This window comes from Azospirillum brasilense, assembly GCF_003349955.1.
Taxonomy (GTDB): Bacteria; Pseudomonadota; Alphaproteobacteria; order Azospirillales; family Azospirillaceae; genus Azospirillum; species Azospirillum brasilense_B.
The window spans coordinates 52421-76796 of the sequence record NZ_QLKQ01000015.1 but is presented as its reverse complement, the minus strand read 5'-3'; the positions used below and the strand labels follow the sequence as shown (position 1 = coordinate 76796).

Here is a 24376-nt window from a genome sequence, read left to right as displayed (position 1 = left end):
TTGCGTTCATGCGAGGCAACGCGGGGTTGCCGGTGCCGTTTCTCCGGGCGCTGTCGGAATTGGACGGGGGTCGAAACTGTGCTAAACTTCCCCGCGAATTCGCGAAGGTTCCGATGAACCGGAGGAGGCGGCCGTGAACGGCATTTTTTCCGCTCTGAGCAACGGCCAGAACAGCCTTTTCCAGCTCCAGAAGGCCAAGAAGGACTGGGAGCGCGCCCTGGAAGCCATGGAGGGCAAGGACGCCAAGCAGATCCTGACCGAGAAGGCCGATCAGGCGAAGCTGCCCTTCACCATGACTCCGGAGCAGCAGAAGAATTTCACCGCCGTGGTCAACGCGCTGGAGGAAGCCAAGCGTGTCGGCGGGCCGAAGGCCGTCGCTGCGCAACGGCTGGATGAGGTCGAGCGCAAGATCGAAGAACTGAAGATGATGATGCGCCACAGCCGGGGCGACCGGGAGAAGCTGGTGCAGCTGGCGCGGGAGGCGGCGATCCTCGCCAAGCAGGCCGGACGGGCGGCGAAGGAGTATGGCGCCGGCGTGGCCGCCGCTGCGGAGATGGGGCTTCCCGGCGGGGCCGGGGCGCCGTCCCTCGGCGGCATCACCATCGAGCGGACGACCACACGCACCTCCATCACCATGGTCCAGACGGAGATCGCCGTCGACGTGACGGTGACCATCCGCGGCGACGACGCGCCCGCGGAGGGGGCTCCGGCCGACGGGGCGCCGCCGGACGTGTCCACGGCGCCGTCTCTTCCGCTGCCGCCGACGGACGGGGCGTCCGCGGAAGGCACCACCACGGACGCGGACATGGCCGCCGGCGAAGAGGCGGCGGAAGACGGGGACGCGCGCGCCGCCGAGGCCGTGGCGGCGGAGGCGGCCGGTCTGGCCGGGCAAGCCACAGCCCAGGGTGTGCCCACGGATGGCAAGGCGCCGTCCGGCGAGGGGGCCGCCGGAAAGAGCGCCGCCGAAAAGACCGAACAAGAAAAGGAAAAGGAGCGGGCCGAGGGGAAGACCGACGAGGAGGCCGACGAGGAGGCCGAGGCGAAGGCGGCGGACGGGCAGGGGAACGACCTGGAGCGGTTGATGGCGGAGGCGGCGCCCAGCCTGACCCCCACCCCCAACGCCCCGCAGGGCGACAGAATCCGCAATTACATCCAGCGGATGATGGCCGACAACGACCTGAAGATGTCGCGCTACCGCGAGGCCGACGAGTTCGGGCGCCGGGTCGAGGCTGTACTCGCGACAGCGAAGTCGATCATCGCCGAAGCGAAGGCCGCCAACGAGCTGGATCAAGCCGAAGAGCGGCGCAAGGCGCGGCGGGAGTCGTTCAAGGATTACGACAAGATCATCGAAGAATCCCAGGACAACGTCAACGAACTGCGCCAAGCGGCGTTCGGGTCCAGCACGACCCTCAAGGATTTCGTCGAGGCCATGACCGACCCGAACGGCACGGACGGCGGCTCCGGCGAGCCCGAAGGGTCAGCCGCGGGGGACGCGATCACGGCCTCGGCGGACAGCCTGCCGGCGTTCGGTGGAGGCGATCTGGGGATGCCCGCCCTGTCCGGTTCGGTCAATCTGCTCGCGTAGCGGCGTTGGTGCGCCGGCGCCGGGGCTGCCGCAGGGCACCCCCTTCGTGCGCGTTGGGCGAATGCCTTCGGAAGTATCGCCATCAGAGTTAACCCAGCCCATTTCGCAGGCAATGCAGTCTTGACGAGGGCGTCGGGCCGGGGCAGGATGGTGTCCGTGAAGGTTGATGCTCAAAAAGCATTGTACGCACAGCGCCGACCGGCGGTAACGCCGGCCGGATAGAAGGCTGGAGTTCAAGCGGCAACATCCTGTGAGACGCCACCACGGCGTTCTCATCTTACCGATACTGTTGCCCGTCCGGCTGACCGGCGGTGGGGCCATACCCGGGTGGCTCCGCCGCCGATTGTTTTTTGGGCTCATTTTCGCCCTTTCCTTCTCCCTTCCCAACCGCCGGTTTTCACGCCCTTGGGCGCACGGTGCTACGCGCCGTGTGCGCAAAACCCTTTGTGCGTCTCCCGTCACAGGTTAAGCCAAAGGGAAGTGTGGGTATTTGAGGCGACCGGCGCCCTGCTGTCTAACCCACAAATAGGCAAATTAGTTCGAAATCCGACCTATCGATAGGAGTAGGAACAAAAATTGGCCGCAAATGTGCGCAAAAAGGGGGTATCAAACAGGGGTTTAACGCCACATTAACCAGACTGGACTGACCTTGATCTCACGGAGGCGGCAAGTGCAGGCATGGGGCCAGCAACACCGCCCGCGAATTCAACCACGATGCTTGAAAGGCCCGACGATGACGATGACGGGTACCATATGCGAAGTGGCTGGAACCAACGCCGGAGTGGGGTGCCGGCGGCGGAAGGCGGGCCTTGTGCTGGCGGTTCTTCTGCTGGCCGGGTGCCCCGGCACCACGGTTCCTCCCGAAACGCAGACCGCCGGACCGACCGCCATGGCCGTTCCGGTGCCGAAGACGAAACCTGCTCCTCCGCGCGTCAAGACCGCGGGCAAGGATCAGGCGGCCACGCCGGCGGTGAACGGTCCGGGGACCGGCCCCGCCGCCGCGGTCATCGCCATGGCTGGGACAGAGGTGGCGGGGCTGCCCCCCGTACCGTTCGGCGGCGCCAGCCCGCCCGCCACCCTGTCCCCCGAAACGCTCGTCGGCCTGGACCAAGTCCAGACCCGGCGTCTCCTGGGCACCCCTGCCGCAACGGAAGAGGCGCCACCTGCAAAGGTGTGGCATTACGCTAAGGGCGACTGTTCGCTCAAAGTCTTCTTCTTCATGGACATGACGTCCTCCCAGGACTTCCGTGCCCTTTCCTACGATATGAAGAGCAGCGAAAATGTCCCAGATGTCGATAAACGATGCTTCGCTCAACTCCTTGCCCAAGGCTGGGATGTCCGCAATGACTGAGCCCGCCGTCGCCCGCGTGGCGCTGGTCGACGACGATGACCTGTTCCGCGAATCCCTCAGCCTCAACCTCGCCGACGAGGGGTATGAGGTCATCACCTTCGACCGTGGCGAACCCGCGCTCGACTTCTTCGCCGAGGGCGGTTCGGTGGACATCGTCCTGCTGGACTGGCGCATGCCGAAGATGGACGGCATCGACGTCCTCCGCCAGATGCGCTCCCGCGGCATCGACCTGCCGGTGATCTTCCTCACCGTGCTGTCGGATCAGATTTACGAAGAGGCCGCGCTGGCCGGCGGCGCGCTCGACTTCGTGGAGAAGTCGCGCAGCCTGTCCATCCTGCTGAAGCGCATGCGCCTCATCGTGGACGGCTCCAAGGGCACGCCCGAGGAGGCCGAGGGGCCGAAGGAATCGGTCTATGCGCTCGGCAACCTCGACCTGCGCCTGGACAACAGCCGCGCCCTGTGGAACGGCAAGCGCATCGACCTGACGCTGACCGAGTTCAACATCGTCAAGCTGATGGCGACCCGTCCGGAAGAGGACGTGTCCTACCGCGAGATCTACGACCTCGTGCATGGCAAGGGCTTCCTGGCCGGTTACGGTCCGTCGGGCTACCGCGCCAACGTCCGCGCCTTCATCAAGCGCATCCGCCAGAAGTTCCGCGTGGTGGACGCCGAGTTCGATTGCATCGAGAACTATCCGGGCTTCGGCTACCGCTGGGGCAACGGCACCGGCGGCACCGGCCGCACGCGCGACGACGACGCGGATGTGATGGCCGATGGCGCTGCTGCCGATTGAGGCCCGCGGGCCTGACGGGGTGCCCGACGGCGGGCCTGACGGCGCGCGGGACGGGGCGGAACCCACCAAGGGAGGCTTCTCCATGGCGGGTTTCCCCGGCGGCCGGTTGCGGTGGCTGTGGCACTCGCTGGCCAGCCGGCTGGCGCTGCTGACCATCGTCTTCCTGGCGGTTCCGGTGCTGATCTACGATCAGTTCCAGCGCGCCGACACCACGACGCAGACCCTGCTGTTGCAAAGCGCGCAGCGGCAGGGCGAGCTGATCGCCCGCGCGCTGGAGCCGGACCTGTCCCGCGCCAACCGCGCGGCCCTGCCGCAGCTTGGTCCCATCCTGCGCCGCTTCGCGGATGGGAACACGCGGTTGAAGCTGCTGGTCCGGCCGCGCGCCCTGGCCGGCAACAACCTGATGGGCAGCGACGGCTTCTATTACGTCGCCGCCGCCCCGTCGGTGCCCACCGACGACCTGGACGCCGAACGGCACCAGCTCCTCGAACAGGGCGTGCTGGACCGGCTGGGCGCCTCCTGCGCCGGGAACGAGCCGCTGGCCCTGCGCCTGCCGCGCGCCTCCGGCGGTTACGAGATCCTGACCTCGGTCACGCCGATCAACACGGCCTTCGGCTGCTGGGCGCTGGTGACCAGCCACACCGCCGGCGGCTATCTGGAATCCTCCCTGGGACGCCCCTACTGGAGCACGCCGGTCGTCCAGGCCGCGGCGATGATCTACATCGTCATGGCGGCGCTGGTGATGGCCGTCCTGCTGGGAGTCTGGCGCAACCTGCACCGGTTCGGCGATCTGGCGCGCGACATCGTGTCGGGCGGCATCGGCGAGAGCGGGCAGGGGTCCTTCACCAACCGCAACACCGTGCCGGAGCTGTCCGGGGTGGCCGAGGACTTCGACCGGCTGGTCGACACCCTGCGCGAGAGCGCGCGGTCGCTGCGCCGCGCGGCGGAGGACAACGCCCACGCCTACAAGACGCCCATCGCGGTCATCCGCCAGTCGGTGGAGCCGCTGCGCCGCTCTCTTCCCGCCGAGGACAACCGCAGCCAGCGCGCCCTGACCATGATCGAGAAGTCGGTGGACAAGCTCGACGGTCTGGTCTCCTTCGGCCGGCGCATGGACGAGGCCGCCGCCGACCTGCTGGTCCCGCCGCGCCGCCGCGTCGACCTGTCCGATCTGGTCGAGCGCATGGCCGGCGGCTACACCAGCCTGCTCGCCGAACGGCAGCTCCACATGCGCTCGCGCATCGAATCCGGGGTTGTCGTCCGGGCCAGCGAGGACATCCTGGAGACCGTCATCGAGAATCTGGTGGAGAACGCCGTCAGCTTCTCGCCGCCGGACGGCACCGTCAGCGTGCGGCTGACCCGCAACGGCGCCTGGGCGGAACTGGTGGTCGAGGATGAGGGGCCGGGCGTCGATCCGGCGAACCTGCCGCGCATCTTCGAGCGCTATTTCTCCCAGCGCGAGCCGGGACGCGGCATGCCGGAGGACGCGGCGGCCCAGAACCAGGCCGAAGCGACCCATTTCGGCATCGGCCTGTGGATCGTGCGCCGGAACATCGAAGCCTTCGGCGGCAAGGTCCGCGCCGAAAACCGCGCCACCGGCGGCTTCCGCATGACGGTGACCCTGGCGGTGGCGTAGGCCCGTACGTTCCTCTCCGTACCCGTGTGGCCGGACCGTACGTCCGGTCACACGTACGGAACAGCTTTGTCCCTTATCCTGACCTTGCTCCCGCCCCAATCGGGCGATACCGTGCGGCCCGTGCCTCATCCGGCAAGGCAGCCCCATGCACGTCATCGTCATCTATGTCCTCGCGGTTTCCGGCCTCCTGGCGCTGGTCAGTCTGCTGCCGCCATTGGCGTCCCGGCTGCGGGTTCCCTACACGGTGCTTCTGGCCGCCGTGGGCGTGGCGCTGGGGCTGGCGATCCAGACCTTTGCCGGGCAGGGCGGCACCGGCCCCTTCCACGACTTCCTGAATTCCCTGGCCGAGATGGACATCTCGTCCGAGGTGCTGATCTACATCTTCCTGCCGGTGCTGCTGTTCGAAACGGCGCTGGCGGTGGACGTGCGGCGGCTGCTCGACGATGTTTGGCCGATCCTGCTGATGGCGGTGGTGGCGGTGTTCGTCTGCACCTTCGCCGTCGGCTACGCGCTCAACCTCTTCACCTCGATGGGGCTGATCGCCTGCCTGCTGCTGGGGGCGATCGTCGCCACCACCGACCCGGCGGCGGTCGTCAGCATCTTCCGCGACCTCGGCGCGCCGCGCCGCCTGACCATGCTGGTCGAGGGCGAAAGCCTGCTGAACGACGCCGCGGCCATCGCGCTGTTCACGCTGCTGCTCGGCATGCTCACCCGCAACGCCCATGGCGGGGCGACCGAAGCGGCGATGGAGTTCCTGCGCGACTTCGCCGGCGGCGTGGCGACCGGCTATGTCTGCGGGCGCGTGGTCTGCATGATCGTCGAGCCGGTGCGCGACCAGCCGATGGCCGAAATCACGCTGACCGTGGCGCTCGCCTATCTCAGCTATGTGCTGGCGGAGCATTACGTCGGCGCGTCGGGGGTCGTGGCGGTGGTCACGGCGGCGCTGGTCGTCGGCTCGATCGGGCGCACGCGCATCTCCCCGGCCACCTGGGGGGCGCTGGAGCATGTGTGGAAACAGCTCGGCTTCTGGGCGAACTCGCTGATCTTCCTGATGACGGCGCTGCTGGTGCCGCGCCTGCTCGGCGGCATCGGCTGGAGCGACGTCGGGCTGGTGCTGGTCGTGGTCGGGGCGGCCACGGTGTCGCGGGCGCTGGTGCTGTTCGGCCTGCTGCCGCTGCTGTCCGGCGCCGGTCTGGCCCAGCGGGTCAGCCACGCCTACAAGGCGGTGATGCTGTGGGGCGGCCTGCGCGGCGCGGTGTCGCTGACGCTGGCCCTGGCCGTCACGGAGAACGGGCGTGTGCCCGACCGGGTCCAGGGCTTCGTCGCCGTGCTGGTCACCGGCTTCGTCTTCTACACGCTGTTCATCAACGGCACGACGCTGCGCGCCGTCATCAACCTGCTGGGCCTCAACAAGCTGTCGCCGGTCGAGCACGCCATGCGCAACCGCGCGCTCGCTTTGTCGCTGACCGGCGTGCGCGAGCGGGTGGAGGGGCTGGCTCATCGCTACGAGGTGGACGAGCAGGCCGTCGGCTCCATCGTGTCGCAATACGGCGACCGGCTCGACGCCATCGTCCGGGAGCGGTCGACCGAGGCGCCGCTGAGCAACGAGGACCGCGTGACCATCGGCCTCGTCATCCTGGTGAACCGCGAGGAGGAGCGCTACTACGAGCATTTCCGCGAGGGCATCCTGTCGCGCGGGGTGGCGGAGCTGCTGAACCGCCGGACGGGCCGCCTGCTCGACGCGGTGAAGGCCCAGGGGCGCGCCGGCTACCGCGCCTTCGAGGAGCCCTTCATCTCCTTCACGCCCTGGATGCGGGTGGCCAGCCTGCTGCACCGCCGGCTGGGCATCCACGCGCCGCTGGCGCGCCGGCTCGCCTTCCGCTTCGAGATCCTTCTGGGCGTGCGCACCGTGCAGCGCGAGCTGCTGGAGTTCATCAACGACAAGGTCGGGCAGGTGCTGGGCACCGACGTCGCCTGCGAGCTGGAAGGCATCCTGACGGTGCGCCTCGCCATGGTCGAGCAGGCCCTGGCGGCGCTGAAGCTGCAATACCCCGACTACGCGCTGATCCTGCAGAGCCGCTACGTCAGCCGCGCCGCCCTACGGCTGGAGGAGGCGGATTACCGGGCGCTCTTCGCCGAATCGATCATCAGCCAGGAGATCCTGAGCGACCTGCAACGCGATCTGGACGACCGCCGCCGCGCGCTCGACGCCCTGCCGAAGCTCGATCTGCGGCTGGATCTGATGGACCTCGTCGGGCGGGTGCCGCTGTTCGAGGGGCTGGAGGGCGACCGCCTGCGCGGCATCGCCACCCTGTTGAAGCCGCGGCTGGTCCTGCCCGGGGAGACCATCGTCCGGCGCGGCGAGCGCGGCGACGCCATGTTCTTCATCGCGTCCGGCGCCGTCGAGGTGCTGGTTCCGGGGCTGGACGAGCCGGTCCAACTGGGCACCGGCGAGGTGTTCGGCGAGATGGCCCTGCTGACCCGCCAGCGGCGCAACGCCGATGTGCGCGCGATGGGCTATTGCCAACTGCTGGTCCTGGATGTGAGAGACTTCCATCGGCTGGTGAAGAAGGACGCAAGCCTGCGCGCCCATCTCCAGTCGGTGGCCGAGGCGCGGCGCAACCCGCCGCCGAAGCCGGCCGAGGCCGCTCAGGAGGTTGCGACACCGGTGGCGGAGGCGCCCGCGGTGGTCGAGGCCCCCGCCGCCGAAAGCGCGCAGGCACGGGGATAGGAGACGACGAGAGACGATGACCGTGCAAGCGACCACCGCCGCCACGGGCGGGCGGCCCGATTGGGTGCGCCTGATGCCGGGCGTCTTCGTCCTGCTGTGGAGCACCGGGTTCATCGGCGCCAAGTACGGCCTTCCCTACGCGGAGCCGCTCACCTTCCTGCTGGTCCGGCTGGGGCTGGTCGCCGTGATCCTCGGCATTGTCGCCCTGGTCACCGGCGCGCCCTGGCCGAAGAGCTGGGCCGAGGCCGGGCGGATCGCGCTGGCCGGGCTGCTGGTGCACGGCGTCTACCTGACCGGCGTGTTCTGCGCCATCGCGAAGGGGATGCCGGCGGGGGTGACCGCGCTGATCGTCGGCATCCAGCCGCTGCTGACCGCCGCCCTCTCCGGCCCGCTGCTGGGCGAGCGGGTGAGCGGACGGCAATGGGTGGGGTTCCTGATGGGGCTGGCCGGAGTCGGGCTGGTGGTGGGCGAGAAGCTGCACTTCGACTCGACCGACGTGCTGGGCATCGGGCTGGCGCTGGCCGCCCTGCTGGGCATCACCTTCGGCACGCTCTACCAGAAGCGCCACGGCACGGCGATGGACCTGCGCAGCGGCGCCGCGATCCAGTACGCCGCGACCGCGGCGGTGCTGGCGGTGCTCGCCCCGCTGTTCGAGACCATGCGCATCAATTGGACCGGCGAATTCGTCTTCGCCCTGCTGTGGCTCAGCTTCGTGCTGTCGGTGGGAGCGATCTTCCTGCTGTTCCTGTTGATCCGGCGCGGTGCCGCGGCGCGCGTGGCGAGCCTGTTCTATCTGGTCCCGCCGGTGACCGCGGTGATCGCCTGGGCGATGTTCGGGGAGCGGCTGGGGCTGTTGGCCCTGTCCGGCATGGCGCTGGCGGTGGCCGGGGTCGCCCTGGTGAACCGGAGTGCCAAGCGTACGGTCTGACGCCGTGCGCATTGCCTCGGCGGGGCGGTCCGACTATGCTTCCCCGCACCGGCAACATGTCCGGCGGCGTCCGCCGGTTCAACCACGCTTCGGCAAACCACATCGGAAGTGAGTGTCATGGACGGCCTGGAGCCCATCTCGCTCGATGACAACCAGACCCTGCAGGCCATCGGCATCCTGGCTGACGTCCTGGACGGGGTGGACGGCCCCGGCGGGCTGGACACGGTTCTGGTTTCCAAGGCGCTGCGGCAGGTGATCGCCACCAAGTCCCAGCCGGCCTTCGAATTCGCCACCCGCGCCTTCAACACGCTCGACGCCGACGTGCGCCGTCAGGTGGCGGAGACCGCCGATCAGGCCGCCCACGATTCGGTCGAGCTGCGCGCCCGTGTCGGCGGTTTCCTGGCGACCTCGGCCAAGGCGCCGGGGGGCGGCCCGGCCACGCCGGCGCAGGCCACCAGCTTCCTCAACGCGCTCAATCTGCGCAACCGCCGCCGGTCACCGCCGTCGGAGTGATCCGGTCCGGCTTCGCTCAGATCACCTGTGTGTAGCGGTTCGGCTGGCCCTCGGCGGACCAGCGGGCGTGAATCTGCCCCTTGCCGTCGAAGATCAGCGACAGCCAGTTGCGTTGCCGGATGATGCGCTTGCCCGATTCAGGGAAAGCCGGCATTTCGAAGACAGAGCCGTTGGGCAGGGTTTCCTTGCGGCCGGCCAGCCATTCCAGGGCAAAGGCGGTGGCCTTGGCGGGCGGCGGATGGACGACCCCCGACGCGATGAGCTGCCAGATTTCCACCCCGCCGCCGCGCAGCACGGCCCGCGCGCCCGCGTGGATTTCGCCCGATACGGACGTCACCCGGCACCCGGTGCGCCGCGAGAATTCCGCCAGCAGGCCGAGCAGGCGCAACCACTCCTCGGCGTGCGCCGGACTGCGCCACTGGTCGCGCAGATCGTCCTCGATCCCGACGCGGACGGGTGACAGGCTGACCGCCCGTTCCATCACGCCGGTGTCGAGGTAGAGCAGCGGCACGCTGGACATCAGGATCAGATGGCGGCAACCCTTGAAGCGCTCCAGCCATTCCGGCAGGGCGTCCCACACCCGGTCCGACAGAACGCGGCGGGGGGTGCGGTCGCTGCGCATGTCCAGCGCCAGAACGCCGACGTCGCCGAGCCGGAACCCCTGGCTGAACGAATCCATGGGGGCGCCCCACACGCATTCCGGTTGGGCGCCCTCCATGGCGGCCAGCTGGAACAGCGAGAAGTGGCGGCGGGCGGCCGCATAGACGCCGCGCCAAGCCGGCGACATCATCTCCTCGTCGGGGTGGGAGCCCCAGCCATCGAAGATGTCGTGGTCGTCCCACATCATCACCGAGGGAATGCGCGCCGTCACCGCCGCGGTTTCCGGTTGGCCCCAGACCCGAAGATAGAGGTCGAAATAGAAGTCCGACGCCTCTTCGGCCATGGCGTGGGTGAACGGCTCCTCCAGGCGGGCGGCGTCGGTCCGCTTCTTCCAGGCGCTGAGCAGCGGCGGCTGGCGCCACACCGCGTCGGCGTAGAGCTGGTCGCCGCCCTGCAGCAGCAGGTGGAAGCGTTCGCTCTCGTGGCGCCGCCGCAGGTCGCCCCACAGGGCGTTGCGCGGCGCGTCCAGCCCGGCGATCTTCTCCTCGTCCTCGACACCGTTGCAGGAGACATAGGCGATCCGCGGCGGCGACGCGCGTCCCGGCACGGTCACCGCCCAAGTGTCCCCCGGCGACGCGCCGTCGGTGAAGCCATAGGCGGCCTCGACGTCGCGTGCACCGCGCGGAATGGCGAAATCGAAGCGCCAGACGTGCCGGTTGCGCCATTGCGCCAGATGGCGGGGCGGAACGGGCAGGGTGACGCCGTCCACCCGCAGATCGTAGGGTTCGGCCTCGCCCTCCAACACGAAGAGGGCGGAGAGCCACCAACGGTCGCCCTGCTCTCCCCGGAAATAAAGGACGGGACCCAGAATGATGTTCGGTGCCGGCCTGCCGCGCGCCATGGACGCTGTTCATCCTCTTCGTTCCCGCCGGTCCGGGCGCCCATGGCCCAGCTTCCGTTTCCGCGGCTCCTGTTTATGGGAAAAGCCGCTGGTCTGTAAAAGGGGCAAGCGTTGATCCGAAGGGGGAGGCCGCGTGGAAATGCGGGAGGCCCCGCCGCACCCACGGGAAAACCGGCGCGCGGGCCGAAGGGCGGGCAAAAAAAGCGGGCGGCCGAGTCACCCGGTCGCCCCTATGTGACGATGAAATGCGGGAATCGGGGGCTAGCTCTTGCGGCGTTGCCTCAGAAGCTCGAGCATGCGCGCCGGCACCGGTTCTTCCAGCACAGGATCGTAAAGGCGGTGGAGCTCATCCACATGGCTTCTGTGGAAGGTCACCACGGCCTTCGCGTCGGCATCGTCCTCTACGGACTGCTCGAACTCCTGACGCTCCTTATCGTCCAAGGCACCGTCAAGATATGCGTTGATATGGTTCATCGTCACACGCTTCATATCTTTTGATCCCGGAACGCCTCCGGAGGCCATCCCCCCGAGACGGAAACGATCCGCGACGCAGAGTTCAATATAGTGTGGCGGGCACGGCGTCGGGAGTGGTTTCCTACCTCATCTTATGGGGATGGTCACGGTACCGCCAAATGGTTGGCGGAGCCTATCCGTTCGTTCCCCATGGATGTTCAGCCACTCCGCGGCAGCCCTGCTCGTCTCGCTCGCGGGATGTAACAGCCACTCCGTTCGGTTGTTCCGGCGACGGATTGTCCGGACGCGACGGAAGAATCAACCTGTTGTACGGCTGCCATACCCCGCGGCGCATTCCCTGCGGTTCCCTTAGGCGGCCATCAGGTTGTTCAGCCGTTCGCGGGCCCGGCACAGGCGGGACCGGATGGTGCCGATGGAGACGTTCAGCTTCTCCGCGGCCTCCTGATAGGGGCGGCCCTCGATGGCGACCAGCTTCACGACCTTGCGCTGGCTGGGGGTGAGTGCGCCGAAGGCGCGGTCGACGTCGCGGAACACCAGCCGGGCGATCTGGGACGCCTCGACCGACATGGCGCCGTCCCACAGTTCGACCTTGGTGACGTGCTTTTCACGCTGGAGGTTGTTGAAATGCAGATTCTTCAGCATCGTGGTCAACCAGGCCTGCATGTTGGTGCCGGGCTCGAAACGATGCTGGCGGGACAGGGCGCGGGCAAGACAATCCTGGGTGAGATCCTCGGCAGCACTGACGTCGCGCGTCAATTTGCAGGCATAACGCTGCAGGTTCGGCATGCAACGGATCAGTTCGGATTCGAAACAATACGCCATTGTCGCTCTTCCTCCAGCTTCTCTTCATTCGGCGGGGCTGCCGGTCGGTGGTGACGGCGCCCCGGTCCCGAGTTCGGTTCCCGAGGGTTCGGTGGGCGATGATCGCCGTGTCGACGCGTGGTCTCTTCCGGCGCCGGCCGTATGGCCGCGCCGGTCCCGTGATTCAGTGTCGGTTGGGTGGATTCCGGTGGTGCTGCCTAGCAGTGTCCGGGCATCGGTCCGGCGCAGCACATCGAGCAGTTCGTCGTCATCAACGGTCTCCCGCTCTCCAGCCTGGGCAACTCCAAAGCGTTGATGCGCTTCGGTGTTGCTCCCGTTCGTGGTGACGTTGATTTCATAACGCGGTGGGAAGAGGCTTGTTCCCCGGCGGCCACAGCCGAAAACATCTTAGGAGGAGAAGTGATTGGAATGTGGGGGTCATCCAAACGGATGGCGGAACTGCCCGAAGGAGGATTTCAGGCGCCAGAGCCGGGCTTGCGCGGCCGCGATTCCAGGCGGCGCAGGAATTCGCCCATGATGAGGCGGTACAGCCCGTCCTTCAGCTTGGCGTCCTCGACGCCGAGGTCGATGCTGGGGTTGTCGTTGATTTCGATGACGAAGACGCCGCGCTCGCTCTGCTTCACGTCCACGCCGTAGAGACCGTCGCCGATCAGGCCCGCCGCCTTCACCGCCGTCTCGATGACCTCGCGCGGCGCCTCCTCGACGGCCAGGGTGCGCGAGGAGCCCTGTTCGGCCCGGCCGTTGCCGCCGTGCTTGACGATCTGCCAGTGCTTCTTCGCCATCAGATACTGGCAGACATAGATCGGCTGCCGGTTCAGCACGCCGACGCGCCAGTCGAACTCGGTGTACATGAACTCCTGGGCCAGGATCACGTCGGACTGCTCGAACAGGCTTTCGGCGGTCGCGTCCAGCTCGCTGCGGGTCTGCACCTTGAAGACGCCGCGGGAGAAGGAGCCGTCCGGAATCTTCAGGACGATGGGGTAGGGGATCTCCTGGTCCAGCGTCGCCAGCCCGCGCTTGTCGAAGATCACCGTCTTGGGCGCCGGGATGCGGTTGGCGCGCAGCAGCTCGGCCAGATAGACCTTGTTGGTGCATTTGAGGATCGAGTTCGGGTCGTCGATCACCGGCATGCCTTCCGCCGCCGCCTTCTTGGCGAAGCGGTAGGTGTGGTGGTCGAGATTCGTCGTCTCGCGGATGAACAGCGCGTCGAACTCGGCGAGGCGGGCGTAGTCCTTCTTCTCGATCAGCTCGAGCGCGATGCCCAGGCTTTCCCCGGCCTTGACGAATTTCTGGAGCGCGCGTGGGCTGGAGGGAGGAAGCTCCTCCTTCGGGTTGTGCAGGATGGCCAGCGTGTAGCGCGGCGGCGCCTTCGCCGTCGGCTCCCGCCAGGAGGTCCGGGTGTGGGCGTCGAGCGCCGCCTGGAACAAAGGTTCCTGGTCGGGGCGCAGGTCGGCCAGCGACAGCGGTTCCAGGGCGTGGATGGCCCAGCCCTCCTTCAGCCGCACCTGAACCTTCAGCAGGGGGCAGCGGAACAGATCGAAGATCGTGCGGGCGATGTCCTGGAACCGGGAGTCGTCGGCGTGGCCGAAGAAGAGCGTCAGGTTGAAGGACGCCTCCGGCGGGTGGTCCATCCGCTTGATCGTCTTGCGCAGCGCCTCCTCCACCTCGGCCAGCTGGCCGCGGTAGAAGGTCTTCTGCGACAGGTCCAGGATGGTCCGGACCGAGGGGATCACCCGCTCGCCGCGCGCCTCCGCCAGCAGCGAGACGTAGTAGCCGGTGCCCAGATAGCGGTAGCTGCGCGACAGGTTCAGCACCCGCGCGCCGCGCGGCGTTTGCTCCGGATGGGCGATGTAGTCGCGGGCGCTGACCACCGGCAGGCCGTCCTTCGCCCACTTCACGTCCGCCCGGCGGTCGACGACCAGCAGATGCGCCGGCATCAGGCGGCGGACCCCTTGGCGGCCCCATCGGCAGCCCGATCAGAAAGCTGGGGGCGGAGGAGAAGGGCGGCCTTCAACTGGGCCTTGCCGTAGCGGGCCATGCGCTCGAAGTCGGCTTTCGGGATCGGCATGTTCATCCGGTCGATGTGAGCGTGGTGACGATCGTACACAAGCGGATCATGAACATAGAGAAAGCGGTCGTCGGCACCGGTCACGACGACCCAATGCGGAAATTTTTCGTGATAGATCCGGTAGGAGCTGATGAGCACGATGGGGATGGCCCCGCCCGCCACCGCGTCGGCCATGTCCTGGGCGGTCAGGGTGTTGTGGCGGACGGTGGCGCCGCTGCCCTCCAGCTCGTCGAGGAAGTCCTCGTGCACGATGCGCATGACCTCCTTCTTCTCGTCGCTGCGCACGCTGTCCAGGAAGGGGGTGGCGTTGTCCTTGATGTGGATGTCCACCGCGAAGCCGCGCCGCGCCGCCGCCAGCGCCAGCCCGAACGGGCCGCAGCCGCCATGGCCGGAGGTCATGAAGACGGTCGTCGATTCCCGCCACAGGCGGATTTCCAGCTTGCGCCCCAGCTCGATCTCCGCGGGCTTCAGCGCCTTCATCGCCATCATCAGGGCCGACGGGCCGCAGGTGAAGTCCAGGGTCTGCTGGTAGTAGGGGACCAGGGGCCCGCCCAGCGGCGCGCTGGGGCCGCTGTGGCCGAGGCGCTTCTCCAGCCGCAGCGCCTCCATATGGTCTTCATAGTAATCGGTGTAGACGCCGAACTCGCGGTAGCCGGCCTTCTTGTAGAGGTCGATCGCCGCGGCGTTGTCGCGCCGCACCTCCAGCCGCAGATAGATGCAGTCGCGCGAGCGGGCGGCCTGCTCCGCCGCGGCGAGAAGGCGCTTGGCGACCCCCTGGCCGCGGTGGTCGGGATCGACGGCGAAGGAGTAGAGCCGGGCGAGCGAGGTTCCGGAATGGAAGGACACCAGCGCGTAGCCGACGACCGCCCCGCTGTGGACTTCCACAAGTCCTGTGGCCTTGGCTTTCGTCAGCAAATAATGAAAACTACGTCGGGTCAGACGGTCGGTGGCGAAGCACCGCTCCTCGATGGCCAGCAGCGCGGGAATGTCCGCCGGCTGGGCCTGACGGAGCAGGATGGTGGCGTCGCCGGGCAGGTCCTGGCGGGAATCCGCCGATACGGTATTGTCGAGCATCGGGAGGTTCAAAGAGGCTGACACGGATGCCATCTTACTCCCTCCGGCGGGGCTTCGCAGCGATTACCGACCCACGCTGCGCCGCGGGGATGGTTTGCGTTTTGACACAGCGCGTGTGGCACAAGGGCAAGTCTTGGCTGTTGCTCTGGACGAACGGCCTAGGCGATTCGACAGGTCGATTCGACTGGTTGGCGCAGCGACTTAAACGTTGCTTAACCATGGACCCCGGAAACTGCCGCCGATGGAAGACCGGCTGAATAACCGCCGCTCCAGTTGGCCCTGGAAAGAAGAAAGTCAAGACATGGACGCTCGGTATAAGTCCCGCGAGATCGAACGCCGCAGTCTGGATGTCGACGGGCTGAAGCGCTCGTTTCTGGAGTGGCTGGTCTATTCCGTCGGCAAGGACGCGCGGGCGGCGACCCGGCGCGACTGGTTCCACACCGTGGCGCTGGCCGTGCGCGACCGCCTCGTGGATCGCTGGATGGACACGACGCGGACCTATTACCAGCAGGACGCCAAGCGCGTTTACTACCTCTCGCTGGAATTCCTGATCGGCCGTCTGCTGACCAACAGCCTCGCCAACCTCGGCATCACCGACCAGTGCCGTCAGGCGCTCGACCGCATCGGCCTGAACCTCGACGACGTGGTGGAGGCGGAGCCGGACGCGGCGCTGGGCAACGGCGGTCTCGGCCGTCTGGCCGCCTGCTTCCTCGACAGCATGGCGACGGAGGGGCTGCCCGGCTACGGCTACGGCATCCGCTACGAGTTCGGCCTGTTCGAGCAGCGCTTCGAGCATGGCTGGCAGGTCGAGTATCCGGAGCAGTGGCTGCAATTCGGCAACCCGTGGGAGTTCCCGCGTCCGGAGGTGCTGTACCCCGTCCAGTTCTACGGCCGCGTCGAGGAGTTCCGGGATTCGGTGGGTGAGCGCGCCTACCGCTGGGTGGACGCCGAGCGCGTGCTGGCCATGGCCTATGACACGCCGGTGGTCGGCTACGGCGGCGACACGATCAACACGCTGCGCCTGTGGTCGGCCCGCGCCACCCGCGACTTCAATTTCGGCCACTTCAACGACGGCGCCTACATGAAGGCGGTCGAGCAGAAGGTGCTGACCGAGAATCTGAGCCGCGTCCTCTACCCGAACGACGCGACGGAGGGCGGCAAGGAGCTGCGGCTGAAGCAGGAGTATTTCTTCACCTCCGCCTCGCTCCAGGACATCCTGCGCCGCTACCTGCAGCACCATTCCAACTTCGACAGCCTGCCCGACAAGGCGGCGATCCAGCTCAACGACACGCACCCGGCCATCGGCATCGCCGAGCTGATGCGGCTGCTGGTGGACCAGCACGGCGTGACCTGGGACAAGGCGTGGGACATCACCCGCGCGACCTTCTCCTACACCAACCACACGCTGCTGCCGGAGGCGCTGGAGGCGTGGCCGGTGCGCATGATGGAGCGCGTGCTGCCGCGCCACATGCAGATCATCTACGAGATCAACGCCAAGTTCCTGAACCGCTCCAAGGCGCGGGCGGCCGGCGACAACGGGCGGCTGTCCCGCCTGTCGCTGATCGACGAGCGCGGCGACCGCCGGGTGCGCATGGGCAATCTGGCCTTCCTCGGCTCGCACAAGGTCAACGGCGTGTCGGCCCTGCACACCGAGCTGATGAAGCAGACCGTCTTCGCCGATTTCCACGCGGAGTTCCCGGAGCGCATCAACAACAAGACCAACGGCATCACGCCGCGCCGCTGGCTGCATCAGGCGAACCAGCCGCTGGCCGCGCTGATCACCAGCCGCATCGGCAACGGCTGGATCAAGGACCTCAGCCAGATCAAGGCGCTGGCCGAGAAGGCCGACGATCTGGTCTTCCGCGAGGAGTTCCGCCGCGCCAAGCGGAAGAACAAGAAGCGGCTGGCCGCCTACATCGCGCGCCAGACCGGGGTGGACGTGCAGGTCGACAGCCTGTTCGACGTGCAGGTCAAGCGCATGCACGAGTACAAGCGCCAGCTCCTGAACATCCTCCAGGCGATCGCGCTGTACAACGAGATGCGCGACAACCCGACCGTGTCCTGGGTGCCGGTGACCAAGATCTTCGCCGGCAAGGCGGCGCCGAGCTATCACATGGCCAAGCTCATCATCAAGCTCATCAACGATGTGGCGAAGGTGGTGAACCATGACCCGTCGGTGCACGACAACCTGAAGATCGTCCTGCTGCCGAACTACAACGTGACGGCGGCGGAGATCATCATGCCGGCGGCCGACCTGTCGGAGCAGATCTCCACCGCGGGCATGGAGGCGTCGGGCACCGGCAACATGAAGCTGGCACTCAACGGCGCGCTGACCATCGGCACGCTGGACGGCGCCAACGTCGAAATCCGCGAGCATGTGGGCGAGGACAATATCTTCATCTTCGGCCTGACCGCCGAGGAGGTGAACGATCTGCGGGCCAGCGGCGGCTTCAACCCGCGCGACGTCATCGCGTCGAACCCCAGCCTGAAGCGGGCGCTGGACATGATCTCCACCGGCGTCTTCTCGCCGGACGATCCCAACCGCTACCATCCGATCCTCCAGGCGCTGACCGACGGCGGCGACCATTTCCTGGTGACGGCGGACTTCTCCGAGTACTGCGAGGCGCAGCAGAAGGCCATGGACCTCTACCGCGACCAGGAGGAGTGGACGCGCAAGGCCATCCTGAACACCGCCAACATGGGCTGGTTCTCCTCCGACCGCACCATCATGGAGTACGCGACGGAGATCTGGGACGTGCATCCCGTGAAGCCGGAGCATGCGACCGAAACCGAGGGCTGACGCGGCCTCGTCCGGAGCCGGACAAAAATTGCGGTACGAAGGCGCGGGCGCTTTACAAGCCCCGCGCCTTTCGTTTATCTAGCGGGTTATGAATCGCTCGCTCGCCATCACCACCACCACGACCAAAACGACCCGCTCCGGCGGGCCGTCGGACGGTGGCGTGCGTTGATCGAGTAAGACGCTTCACCCACCACGAAGGCCCCGCCGGACACGGACGGGGCCTTGGTGTATCCGGGGCCGCCGTCCACGCTCGATGCGGGCAAGACCAAAGGACGGACCACACCCATGAGCACCTCTTCTCCTTCTCCTCGCCGCGTTGCCATCGTCGGTGCCACGGGCGCCGTCGGCCGCGAGATGGTCGATGTTCTTCACCGCCGTTCGTTCCCGGTCGCGGAACTTGGCCTGTTCGCGTCGGAGCGCAGCGCCGGCCGGACCGTCGAGACCCCGTTCGGCGAGAAGACCCTCGTGGCGTTCGACGTCGAGAAGGTGAAGGGGTACGACATCGTCCTGCTCGCCGTGTCCGGTGATTTCGCCAAGGAGCATGCGCCGGCCATCGCCGCGGGCGGGGCGCTGGTGATCGACAACTCCTCGGCCTTCCGCTACGACGACAACGTCCCGCTGATCGTGCCGGAGATCAACGCCCACGCCATGGGCGACGCCAAGCTCGTGGCCAATCCGAACTGCACCACCGCCATCGCCGTCGTGGCGCTCGGGCCCCTGCACAAGGCCTTCGGCCTCAAGCGCGTGATCGTCTCCACCTACCAGGCGACCAGCGGCGCCGGTGCGGAGGGCATGGCCGAGCTTGAGGAGCAGACCCGCAACCAGCTCGACGGCAAGCCGGTCGTCAACAGCGTGTTCCGTCACCCGATCCCCTTCAACCTGATCCCCCAGATCGACGCCTTCCAGGAGAACGGCTACACGAAGGAGGAGATGAAGGTGACCTGGGAGACCCGGAAGATCCTGGAGATCCCGGACCTGCCGGTGAGCTGCACGGCGGTGCGCATCCCGACCTACCGCGCCCATTCCGAGGCGATCACGGTCGAGACGCTGTCGCCGGTGACCCCGGACGCCGCCCGCGCCGTCCTGGCCGACGCGCCGGGCGTGGTGGTGAAGGACGTGCCGGCCGACGGCGTCTACCCGATGCCGATCAACGCCACCGGCCAGTTCGACGTCGAGGTCGGCCGCATCCGCACCAGCCTGATCTTCGGCGACCACGGTCTCGACCTCTTCGTCTGCGGCGATCAGCTCCTGAAGGGCGCCGCACTCAACGCGGTGCAGATCGCTGAACTATCGCTGTCCTAATGATTCGCTTCCGTGCTGGCGGCTTTGTCGCCAGCACGGAAGCGAATTCGAATTAACCTTATAATATAAAACCTATTTTGCCGCCTCTACTTCTATAGAGCAGATATCTATTTCTATTTCAGATGCCCTTATAAGATAGTTTTTGTTTTTACTCGCAATGTTTATTGCCCTTTTTTTACTTAATATTATGCTTGCCGAGCTTCCTGTGAATTGTATTCGGCAATCCGCATTTTTCCCATAGATTTGTATTCCTTCTAAGTAGATATAAAAATTTTCTTCTATCAATCCTATGCTCCCTACTGCAAGAGGGATGTTCTTTTTTATTAATACTTTCTCTTTGTTAAGAATTTCATTCTCTAAAATCAACGAATTAATCACTTTGTTTTTTTCAGAAATAATTGAATTAATTTCATCCATTCTGTCCTTCAGATTTTTATTTTCTTCAGATGCTAGATTGAGGTTTTTATATATTAAATCGATTTCGCTTTTTTTCTCTTGAAGTTCTTTTATGGAAACTTCGCGAGACTCTATAATATCAGCTATCTCTTTGTTTGTCTTTCCAGACAAATCAAGAAGAAACGAAAACACCCTATTTCCTAGGTTTGTTTGGCTTGATAATCCAAAAATAATCGCACAGGCAATAAATCCAATTAAAAAAGACAGAAAATTTTCCTTAACTTGCGGCCAATATTTTTCTATAATCTTATCGAACATGGGTTGCTTCTTTCGTTATATCTGGCGTGGTTTTTGATTTTTCATTATCAATTTTTTACTGACATCAATATATTATCTCCTTGATAGAAGATTATAGCTAAATCTGTTATTGATAGCGTTGACGAATTTAGCGCGAATATGGAAAAAGTTTCAACGCTGGAACCTTGTCGTCCACGCTGCTATCTATACGTCCGAACGAAGAGGGCCGTGGGGCGTTCCGCCTCCCGGCCCTCTTCGCCGTTGTCTGCACCGCTGAGTTACGGGAACGCGCATGTCCGAGCTTCTGGACGCTGTTTCCCGGCGTCGAACCTTCGCGATCATCGCGCACCCCGACGCCGGCAAGACCACCCTCACCGAAAAGCTGCTGCTGTTCGGCGGCGCCATCCAGATGGCCGGCGCCGTGAAGGCCCGCGGCGAGCAGCGCCGCGCCAAGTCGGACTGGATGAAGGTGGAGCGCGAGCGCGGCATCTCCGTGACCGCCTCCGTCATGACCTTCGATTACGAGGGGCGCACCTTCAACCTGCTGGACACGCCGGGCCACGAGGACTTCTCGGAGGACACCTACCGGACGCTGACCGCGGTGGACAGCGCCGTCATGGTGATCGACGGGGCGAAGGGCATCGAGAGCCAGACCCTGAAGCTGTTCGAGGTCTGCCGCCTGCGCGACGTGCCGATCATCACCTTCTGCAACAAGATGGACCGCGAGGCCCGCGACCCCTTCGACCTCATTTCCGAGATCGAAAGCTCGCTGGCGCTGGAGGTTACCCCGGCGAGCTGGCCCATCGGCATGGGCCGCGACTTCCTGGGTTGCTACGACCTGATCCGCGACCGCCTGATCCTGATGGACCGCACCAAAGGCGACGAGATCGACGACGGCATCGAGTGCAACGGCCTCGACGACCCGCGCCTCGACGAGCTTCTGCCGGACCATGCGGTGGCGAAGCTTCGCGAAGAGGTGGAGATGGCCCGCGGGCTGATGCCGCCCTTCGACCTGGAGGCCTACCGCGCCGGCCATCTGACGCCGATCTATTTCGGCTCGGCGATCAACAACTTCGGCGTGCGCGAGCTTCTCCAGGGGCTGGCCGAGAACGCCCCGCCGCCGCGCCCCCAGCCGGCGGAGCAGCGCTCCGTACAGCCGGACGAGGGCAAGTTCAGCGGCTTCGTGTTCAAGGTCCAGGCCAACATGGACCCCAACCACCGCGACCGCATCGCCTTCGTGCGCATCTGCTCGGGCAAGTTCAAGCGCGGCGCCAAGCTGAAGCATGTCCGGTCGGGAAAGCTGATGGCGGTGAACAACGCCGTGCTGTTCCTCGCCCGCGACCGCGAGTTGGCGGAAGAGGCGTGGCCCGGCGACATCATGGGCATCCCCAACCACGGCAGCTTGCGCATCGGCGACACGCTGACCGAGGGCGAGGACCTGCGCTTCACCGGCGTGCCGAGCTTCGCGCCGGAACTGCTCCAGCGCGTCCGGCTGGAAGACCCGATGCGCGTGAAGCACCTGCGCAAGGCGCTGGAGCATTTCGCGGAGGAGGGCGCCTCCCAGGTGTTCAAGCCGCTGACCGGGGCGGACTGGGTGGTCGGCGTGGTCGGCCAGCTGCAGTTCGAGGTGCTGGCCGCCCGCATCGAGGCGGAATACGGTCTCGCCGCCCGCTTCGAAGGGGCGGGTGTGGACGCCGCCCGCTGGATCGAGACGGACGACGAGGACCAGCTCAAGAAATTCCTCGACCTCAACCGCTCGGCGGCGGCGGAGGACCATGACGGAGCGCTGGTGTTCCTGGCCCGCAACGCCTGGCACCTGAACCGCACGCAGGAGGATTTCCCGGCCCTGCGCTTCCTGAAGACCCGCGAGCAAAACCGTAAGGTGCACACAGCGGCGTAACACTCATCCGGAGCCATGCGGAGCGCGCTGACCAAAGGCTGGTATCGCGTTCCGCGTGTTGCCCCGCCCGTGTGATTCGAGTAGCGTTCGCCGATGCAGCCTCCGCGGCGTGGTGCTGCAAGGCGTTGTGCTTCAAGCTTTTGTGGCGAGATCAAAGAAACGGCGGAATTACCGGACCCGGCTGAACCGTGGCCGGAGACCGAAAAATGAGGGGCGGCATGTTCGGTGGCGTGGAAGCCTTCTTCGACACCAGCGCGTACTTGCCTCACGGCGTGTGCCTGTTCTGGCGTCCGGAAATCCTGACCCTGCACATCGTATCCGATGTGTTGACTGGTCTTTCCTATTATTCGATTCCGGTCGCGCTGCTTTACTTCGTTCTGAAGCGCCGAGACGTCGCCTTCACCTGGATCGTCTGGCTGTTCGCCGCCTTCATCCTGGCCTGCGGCACGACGCATTTCTTCAGCCTGTGGACCTTGTGGTACCCCGACTATGCCGTGGAAGGCATCGTAAAGGCGCTGACCGCGCTGGTGTCGGTGCTGACCGCCGTGGCCCTGTGGGTGCAGATGCCCAGGGCGCTCGCTTTGCCCAGCGCCACCCAGCTCGCCGACGCCAACGGAGCCCTTCAGCGCGAGATCGAGATCCGGCGCCAGGCCGAGCTGCGCTACGCCAGCTTCTTCAACAATCTGGCCGAGGGGCTGTTCGTCGTCACGGTTCTGCCGGACGGCGCTTTCGCCTTCGACACGCTGAACCCCGCCCACGCGCGGGCGACCGGGATCGATCCGGAGACCATCCGTGGCCGGCTGGTCCGCGAGGCCGTTCCGCCGGAGACCGCGGAGGCGGTGGTCGAACGCTACAGCGCCTGCGTCGCCGCCGGTGGCCCGATCGATTACGAGGAGACGCTGGACCTTCCGGTCGGACGGCGCACGTGGCACACCGTTCTGGTGCCGGTGCGCGGCGAGGAGGGGCGGGTGGTCCAGATCCTGGGCAGTTCCCGCGACATCACCGACCGCAAGAGACTTCAGGAGGAGCTGGTCCAGACCTCCAAGCTGGCGACGCTGGGCACGCTCGCCGCCGGCATGGCCCATGAGATGAGCCAGCCCCTGAACATCATCCGGATCTGGGCCGAGAACGCCCTGTCCCGCCTGCGCGACGGCGATACCGACACCGCGCGCCTGGACAAGGTGCTGACCATCATGTCCGAGCAGGCGGAGCGCATGGGCCGCATCATCGACCATATGCGCACCTTCAGCCGCCGCGACGGCGCGACCCAGCGCTTCGAACCCGCGGCTTGCGTGCGCTCCGCCGTCGAGCTGGTGTCCAACCAGTTCGCCCTGGAAAACATCGAGATCGTGAGCGACGTTCCGACCGTCGACTGCGTCACGCGCGGGCGCCCGCTGCAGTTGGAGCAGGTTGTGATCAATCTGCTGTCCAACGCGCGCGACGCGATCCTGGAATGGCGGGCCGACCCCAACGGGTCGCCGGCGGCCGGGCGGATCGCCGTCGGGATGCGCTGCGACCTCACCGCCGGCCGGGCTGTCATCACCATCACCGACGACGGTGGCGGCATCGATCCGGACATCCTGCCGCGCATCTTCGACCCCTTCTTCACGACCAAGGAGGTCGGAAAGGGGTCGGGCCTCGGCCTGTCCATCGGCTACGGCATCGTCGATTCGATGGGCGGCCGGATCGACGCCGCAAACGTAAGCCACGACGACGGAAGCCGCGGCGTCCGTTTCACCATCACCCTGCCGGTGTCCCATCCCTCCGTTCAGGACGTGGAGCGCGCTCATGCCTGACCCCGTCACCGCTCCGCTGCATGTCCTGGTGGCCGAGGACGAAGCCCTCGCCGCCATGGCGCTGGAGGATTTCCTGTCCCGCAAGGGATACCGCGTCACCCTGGCCCAGGACGGGCAGGAGGGGCTGGAGCGCTACAGCGCCGACCCTGCCGACCTCGTCATCACCGATCTGCGCATGCCGCGGATGGACGGCCGTGCCCTGATCCGCGAGCTGCGGACCCGGGCGGCCGGGCTGCCGATCCTGGTGATGACCGGCTTCCTGTCGATGGAGGCGGGGGAGGACGACCTGACGTCTGACCGCTGGCAGCCGCTGGTGGTGCTGCGCAAGCCGGTCAGCCCTCAGGTCATCCTGGACACGCTCGCCAGCCTCGCCCAGGCGGCGAAGCTGCGGCCGGCGTGATCCCAACCC

18 protein-coding genes are annotated in these 24376 nt (G+C 66.2%); 12 read left to right on the top strand and 6 right to left on the bottom strand.

Features of this window, described 5'->3' with window-relative positions; genetic code table 11:
* Positions 1-133 precede the first annotated feature (133 nt).
* The 7 genes from DXK32_RS33000 (at position 134) to DXK32_RS09285 (ending at position 9537) form a co-directional block, all read left to right on the top strand.
* Positions 134-1585, top strand: a complete 1452-nt coding sequence (locus tag DXK32_RS33000; protein ID WP_247877069.1) for a hypothetical protein — start codon at positions 134-136, stop codon at positions 1583-1585.
* 811 nt (positions 1586-2396) lie between these two features.
* On the top strand, positions 2397-2936 hold the full coding sequence (locus DXK32_RS09310) for a hypothetical protein (protein WP_114858274.1): 540 nt from the start codon (positions 2397-2399) through the stop codon (positions 2934-2936).
* Positions 2929-3729: a response regulator transcription factor gene (locus tag DXK32_RS09305; RefSeq protein WP_205215679.1), complete on the top strand. Its 801-nt coding sequence runs from the start codon at positions 2929-2931 to the stop codon at positions 3727-3729. The genes DXK32_RS09310 and DXK32_RS09305 overlap by 8 nt, the downstream gene beginning before the upstream one ends.
* Before the next feature lie 82 nt (positions 3730-3811).
* On the top strand, positions 3812-5365 hold the full coding sequence (locus DXK32_RS09300; protein WP_247877068.1) for a sensor histidine kinase: 1554 nt from the start codon (positions 3812-3814) through the stop codon (positions 5363-5365).
* A 145-nt stretch (positions 5366-5510) separates the two neighbouring features.
* Complete coding sequence (locus tag DXK32_RS09295; RefSeq protein WP_114858242.1) at positions 5511-8096, top strand: cation:proton antiporter; 2586 nt, start codon at positions 5511-5513, stop codon at positions 8094-8096.
* 16 nt (positions 8097-8112) lie between these two features.
* On the top strand, positions 8113-9024 hold the full coding sequence (locus tag DXK32_RS09290) for a DMT family transporter (RefSeq protein ID WP_114858241.1): 912 nt from the start codon (positions 8113-8115) through the stop codon (positions 9022-9024).
* Between the two features lie 117 nt (positions 9025-9141).
* The gene (locus DXK32_RS09285) at positions 9142-9537 is read left to right on the top strand and encodes a hypothetical protein (protein WP_114858240.1); all 396 of its coding nucleotides are present in this window, start codon (positions 9142-9144) and stop codon (positions 9535-9537) included.
* Positions 9538-9553: 16 nt separating this feature from the next.
* Here the strand turns inward: DXK32_RS09285 and DXK32_RS09280 are convergent, their stop codons facing one another.
* From DXK32_RS09280 to rimI, 5 genes are all read right to left on the bottom strand, one after another.
* Entirely contained in the window at positions 9554-11038 is a 1485-nt protein-coding gene (locus DXK32_RS09280; RefSeq protein ID WP_114858239.1) for an alkaline phosphatase D family protein, read from the bottom strand.
* A gap of 261 nt (positions 11039-11299) precedes the next feature.
* Positions 11300-11527 (bottom strand): anti-sigma factor family protein, encoded by a 228-nt coding sequence (locus tag DXK32_RS09275; RefSeq protein WP_247877067.1) that lies wholly within the window; start codon positions 11525-11527, stop codon positions 11300-11302.
* Between the two features lie 333 nt (positions 11528-11860).
* Positions 11861-12334: a sigma-70 family RNA polymerase sigma factor gene (locus DXK32_RS09270; RefSeq protein WP_035676146.1), complete on the bottom strand. Its 474-nt coding sequence runs from the start codon at positions 12332-12334 to the stop codon at positions 11861-11863.
* Between the two features lie 455 nt (positions 12335-12789).
* Positions 12790-14271, bottom strand: coding sequence for a RimK family protein (locus tag DXK32_RS09255; RefSeq protein WP_114858237.1), 1482 nt, complete (start codon positions 14269-14271; stop codon positions 12790-12792).
* Positions 14271-15476 carry a ribosomal protein S18-alanine N-acetyltransferase gene (gene rimI, locus DXK32_RS09250; RefSeq protein WP_247877066.1) on the bottom strand — a complete coding sequence of 402 codons (1206 nt, stop codon included), beginning with the start codon at positions 15474-15476 and terminating at the stop codon, positions 14271-14273. Before rimI ends, DXK32_RS09255 begins: the two co-directional genes overlap by 1 nt.
* 301 nt (positions 15477-15777) lie before the next feature.
* On the opposite strand from rimI, the gene DXK32_RS09240 reads away from it, so the two are divergent.
* Both DXK32_RS09240 and DXK32_RS09235 read left to right on the top strand, forming a co-directional pair.
* Positions 15778-18276, top strand: a complete 2499-nt coding sequence (locus tag DXK32_RS09240) for a glycogen/starch/alpha-glucan phosphorylase (protein ID WP_114858235.1) — start codon at positions 15778-15780, stop codon at positions 18274-18276.
* 285 nt (positions 18277-18561) lie between these two features.
* On the top strand, positions 18562-19578 hold the full coding sequence (locus tag DXK32_RS09235) for an aspartate-semialdehyde dehydrogenase (RefSeq protein WP_114858234.1): 1017 nt from the start codon (positions 18562-18564) through the stop codon (positions 19576-19578).
* A 72-nt stretch (positions 19579-19650) separates the two neighbouring features.
* Here the strand turns inward: DXK32_RS09235 and DXK32_RS32065 are convergent, their stop codons facing one another.
* The gene (locus tag DXK32_RS32065) at positions 19651-20292 is read right to left on the bottom strand and encodes a hypothetical protein (protein WP_162801121.1); all 642 of its coding nucleotides are present in this window, start codon (positions 20290-20292) and stop codon (positions 19651-19653) included.
* 271 nt (positions 20293-20563) lie between these two features.
* Between DXK32_RS32065 and DXK32_RS09230 the strand changes: the two genes are divergently transcribed.
* The 3 genes from DXK32_RS09230 to DXK32_RS09220 all read left to right on the top strand — a co-directional run bounded on the left by DXK32_RS09230 (position 20564) and on the right by DXK32_RS09220 (position 24367).
* Complete coding sequence (locus DXK32_RS09230; RefSeq protein ID WP_103039104.1) at positions 20564-22171, top strand: peptide chain release factor 3; 1608 nt, start codon at positions 20564-20566, stop codon at positions 22169-22171.
* Positions 22172-22377: 206 nt separating this feature from the next.
* Positions 22378-23967, top strand: coding sequence for a sensor histidine kinase (locus DXK32_RS09225; protein WP_247877065.1), 1590 nt, complete (start codon positions 22378-22380; stop codon positions 23965-23967).
* Complete coding sequence (locus tag DXK32_RS09220; RefSeq protein ID WP_183178585.1) at positions 23960-24367, top strand: response regulator; 408 nt, start codon at positions 23960-23962, stop codon at positions 24365-24367. Before DXK32_RS09225 ends, DXK32_RS09220 begins: the two co-directional genes overlap by 8 nt.
* Positions 24368-24376 lie beyond the last annotated feature (9 nt).

What these genes read in the sequence shown, in the direction of transcription:
- DXK32_RS32065 (WP_162801121.1), bottom strand. Translation starts at nt 20,292, where the DNA reads ATGTTCGATAAGATTATAGAAAAATATTGGCCGCAAGTTAAGGAAAAT.
- DXK32_RS09300 (WP_247877068.1), top strand. Translation starts at nt 3,812, where the DNA reads ATGGCGGGTTTCCCCGGCGGCCGGTTGCGGTGGCTGTGGCACTCGCTG.
- DXK32_RS09295 (WP_114858242.1), top strand. Translation starts at nt 5,511, where the DNA reads ATGCACGTCATCGTCATCTATGTCCTCGCGGTTTCCGGCCTCCTGGCG.
- DXK32_RS09280 (WP_114858239.1), bottom strand. Translation starts at nt 11,038, where the DNA reads ATGGCGCGCGGCAGGCCGGCACCGAACATCATTCTGGGTCCCGTCCTT.
- DXK32_RS09275 (WP_247877067.1), bottom strand. Translation starts at nt 11,527, where the DNA reads ATGAAGCGTGTGACGATGAACCATATCAACGCATATCTTGACGGTGCC.
- DXK32_RS09235 (WP_114858234.1), top strand. Translation starts at nt 18,562, where the DNA reads ATGAGCACCTCTTCTCCTTCTCCTCGCCGCGTTGCCATCGTCGGTGCC.
- DXK32_RS09305 (WP_205215679.1), top strand. Translation starts at nt 2,929, where the DNA reads ATGACTGAGCCCGCCGTCGCCCGCGTGGCGCTGGTCGACGACGATGAC.
- DXK32_RS09220 (WP_183178585.1), top strand. Translation starts at nt 23,960, where the DNA reads ATGCCTGACCCCGTCACCGCTCCGCTGCATGTCCTGGTGGCCGAGGAC.
- DXK32_RS09240 (WP_114858235.1), top strand. Translation starts at nt 15,778, where the DNA reads ATGGACGCTCGGTATAAGTCCCGCGAGATCGAACGCCGCAGTCTGGAT.
- rimI (WP_247877066.1), bottom strand. Translation starts at nt 15,476, where the DNA reads ATGCTCGACAATACCGTATCGGCGGATTCCCGCCAGGACCTGCCCGGC.
- DXK32_RS09285 (WP_114858240.1), top strand. Translation starts at nt 9,142, where the DNA reads ATGGACGGCCTGGAGCCCATCTCGCTCGATGACAACCAGACCCTGCAG.
- DXK32_RS09290 (WP_114858241.1), top strand. Translation starts at nt 8,113, where the DNA reads ATGACCGTGCAAGCGACCACCGCCGCCACGGGCGGGCGGCCCGATTGG.
- DXK32_RS09255 (WP_114858237.1), bottom strand. Translation starts at nt 14,271, where the DNA reads ATGCCGGCGCATCTGCTGGTCGTCGACCGCCGGGCGGACGTGAAGTGG.
- DXK32_RS09230 (WP_103039104.1), top strand. Translation starts at nt 20,564, where the DNA reads ATGTCCGAGCTTCTGGACGCTGTTTCCCGGCGTCGAACCTTCGCGATC.
- DXK32_RS09270 (WP_035676146.1), bottom strand. Translation starts at nt 12,334, where the DNA reads ATGGCGTATTGTTTCGAATCCGAACTGATCCGTTGCATGCCGAACCTG.
- DXK32_RS09225 (WP_247877065.1), top strand. Translation starts at nt 22,378, where the DNA reads ATGAGGGGCGGCATGTTCGGTGGCGTGGAAGCCTTCTTCGACACCAGC.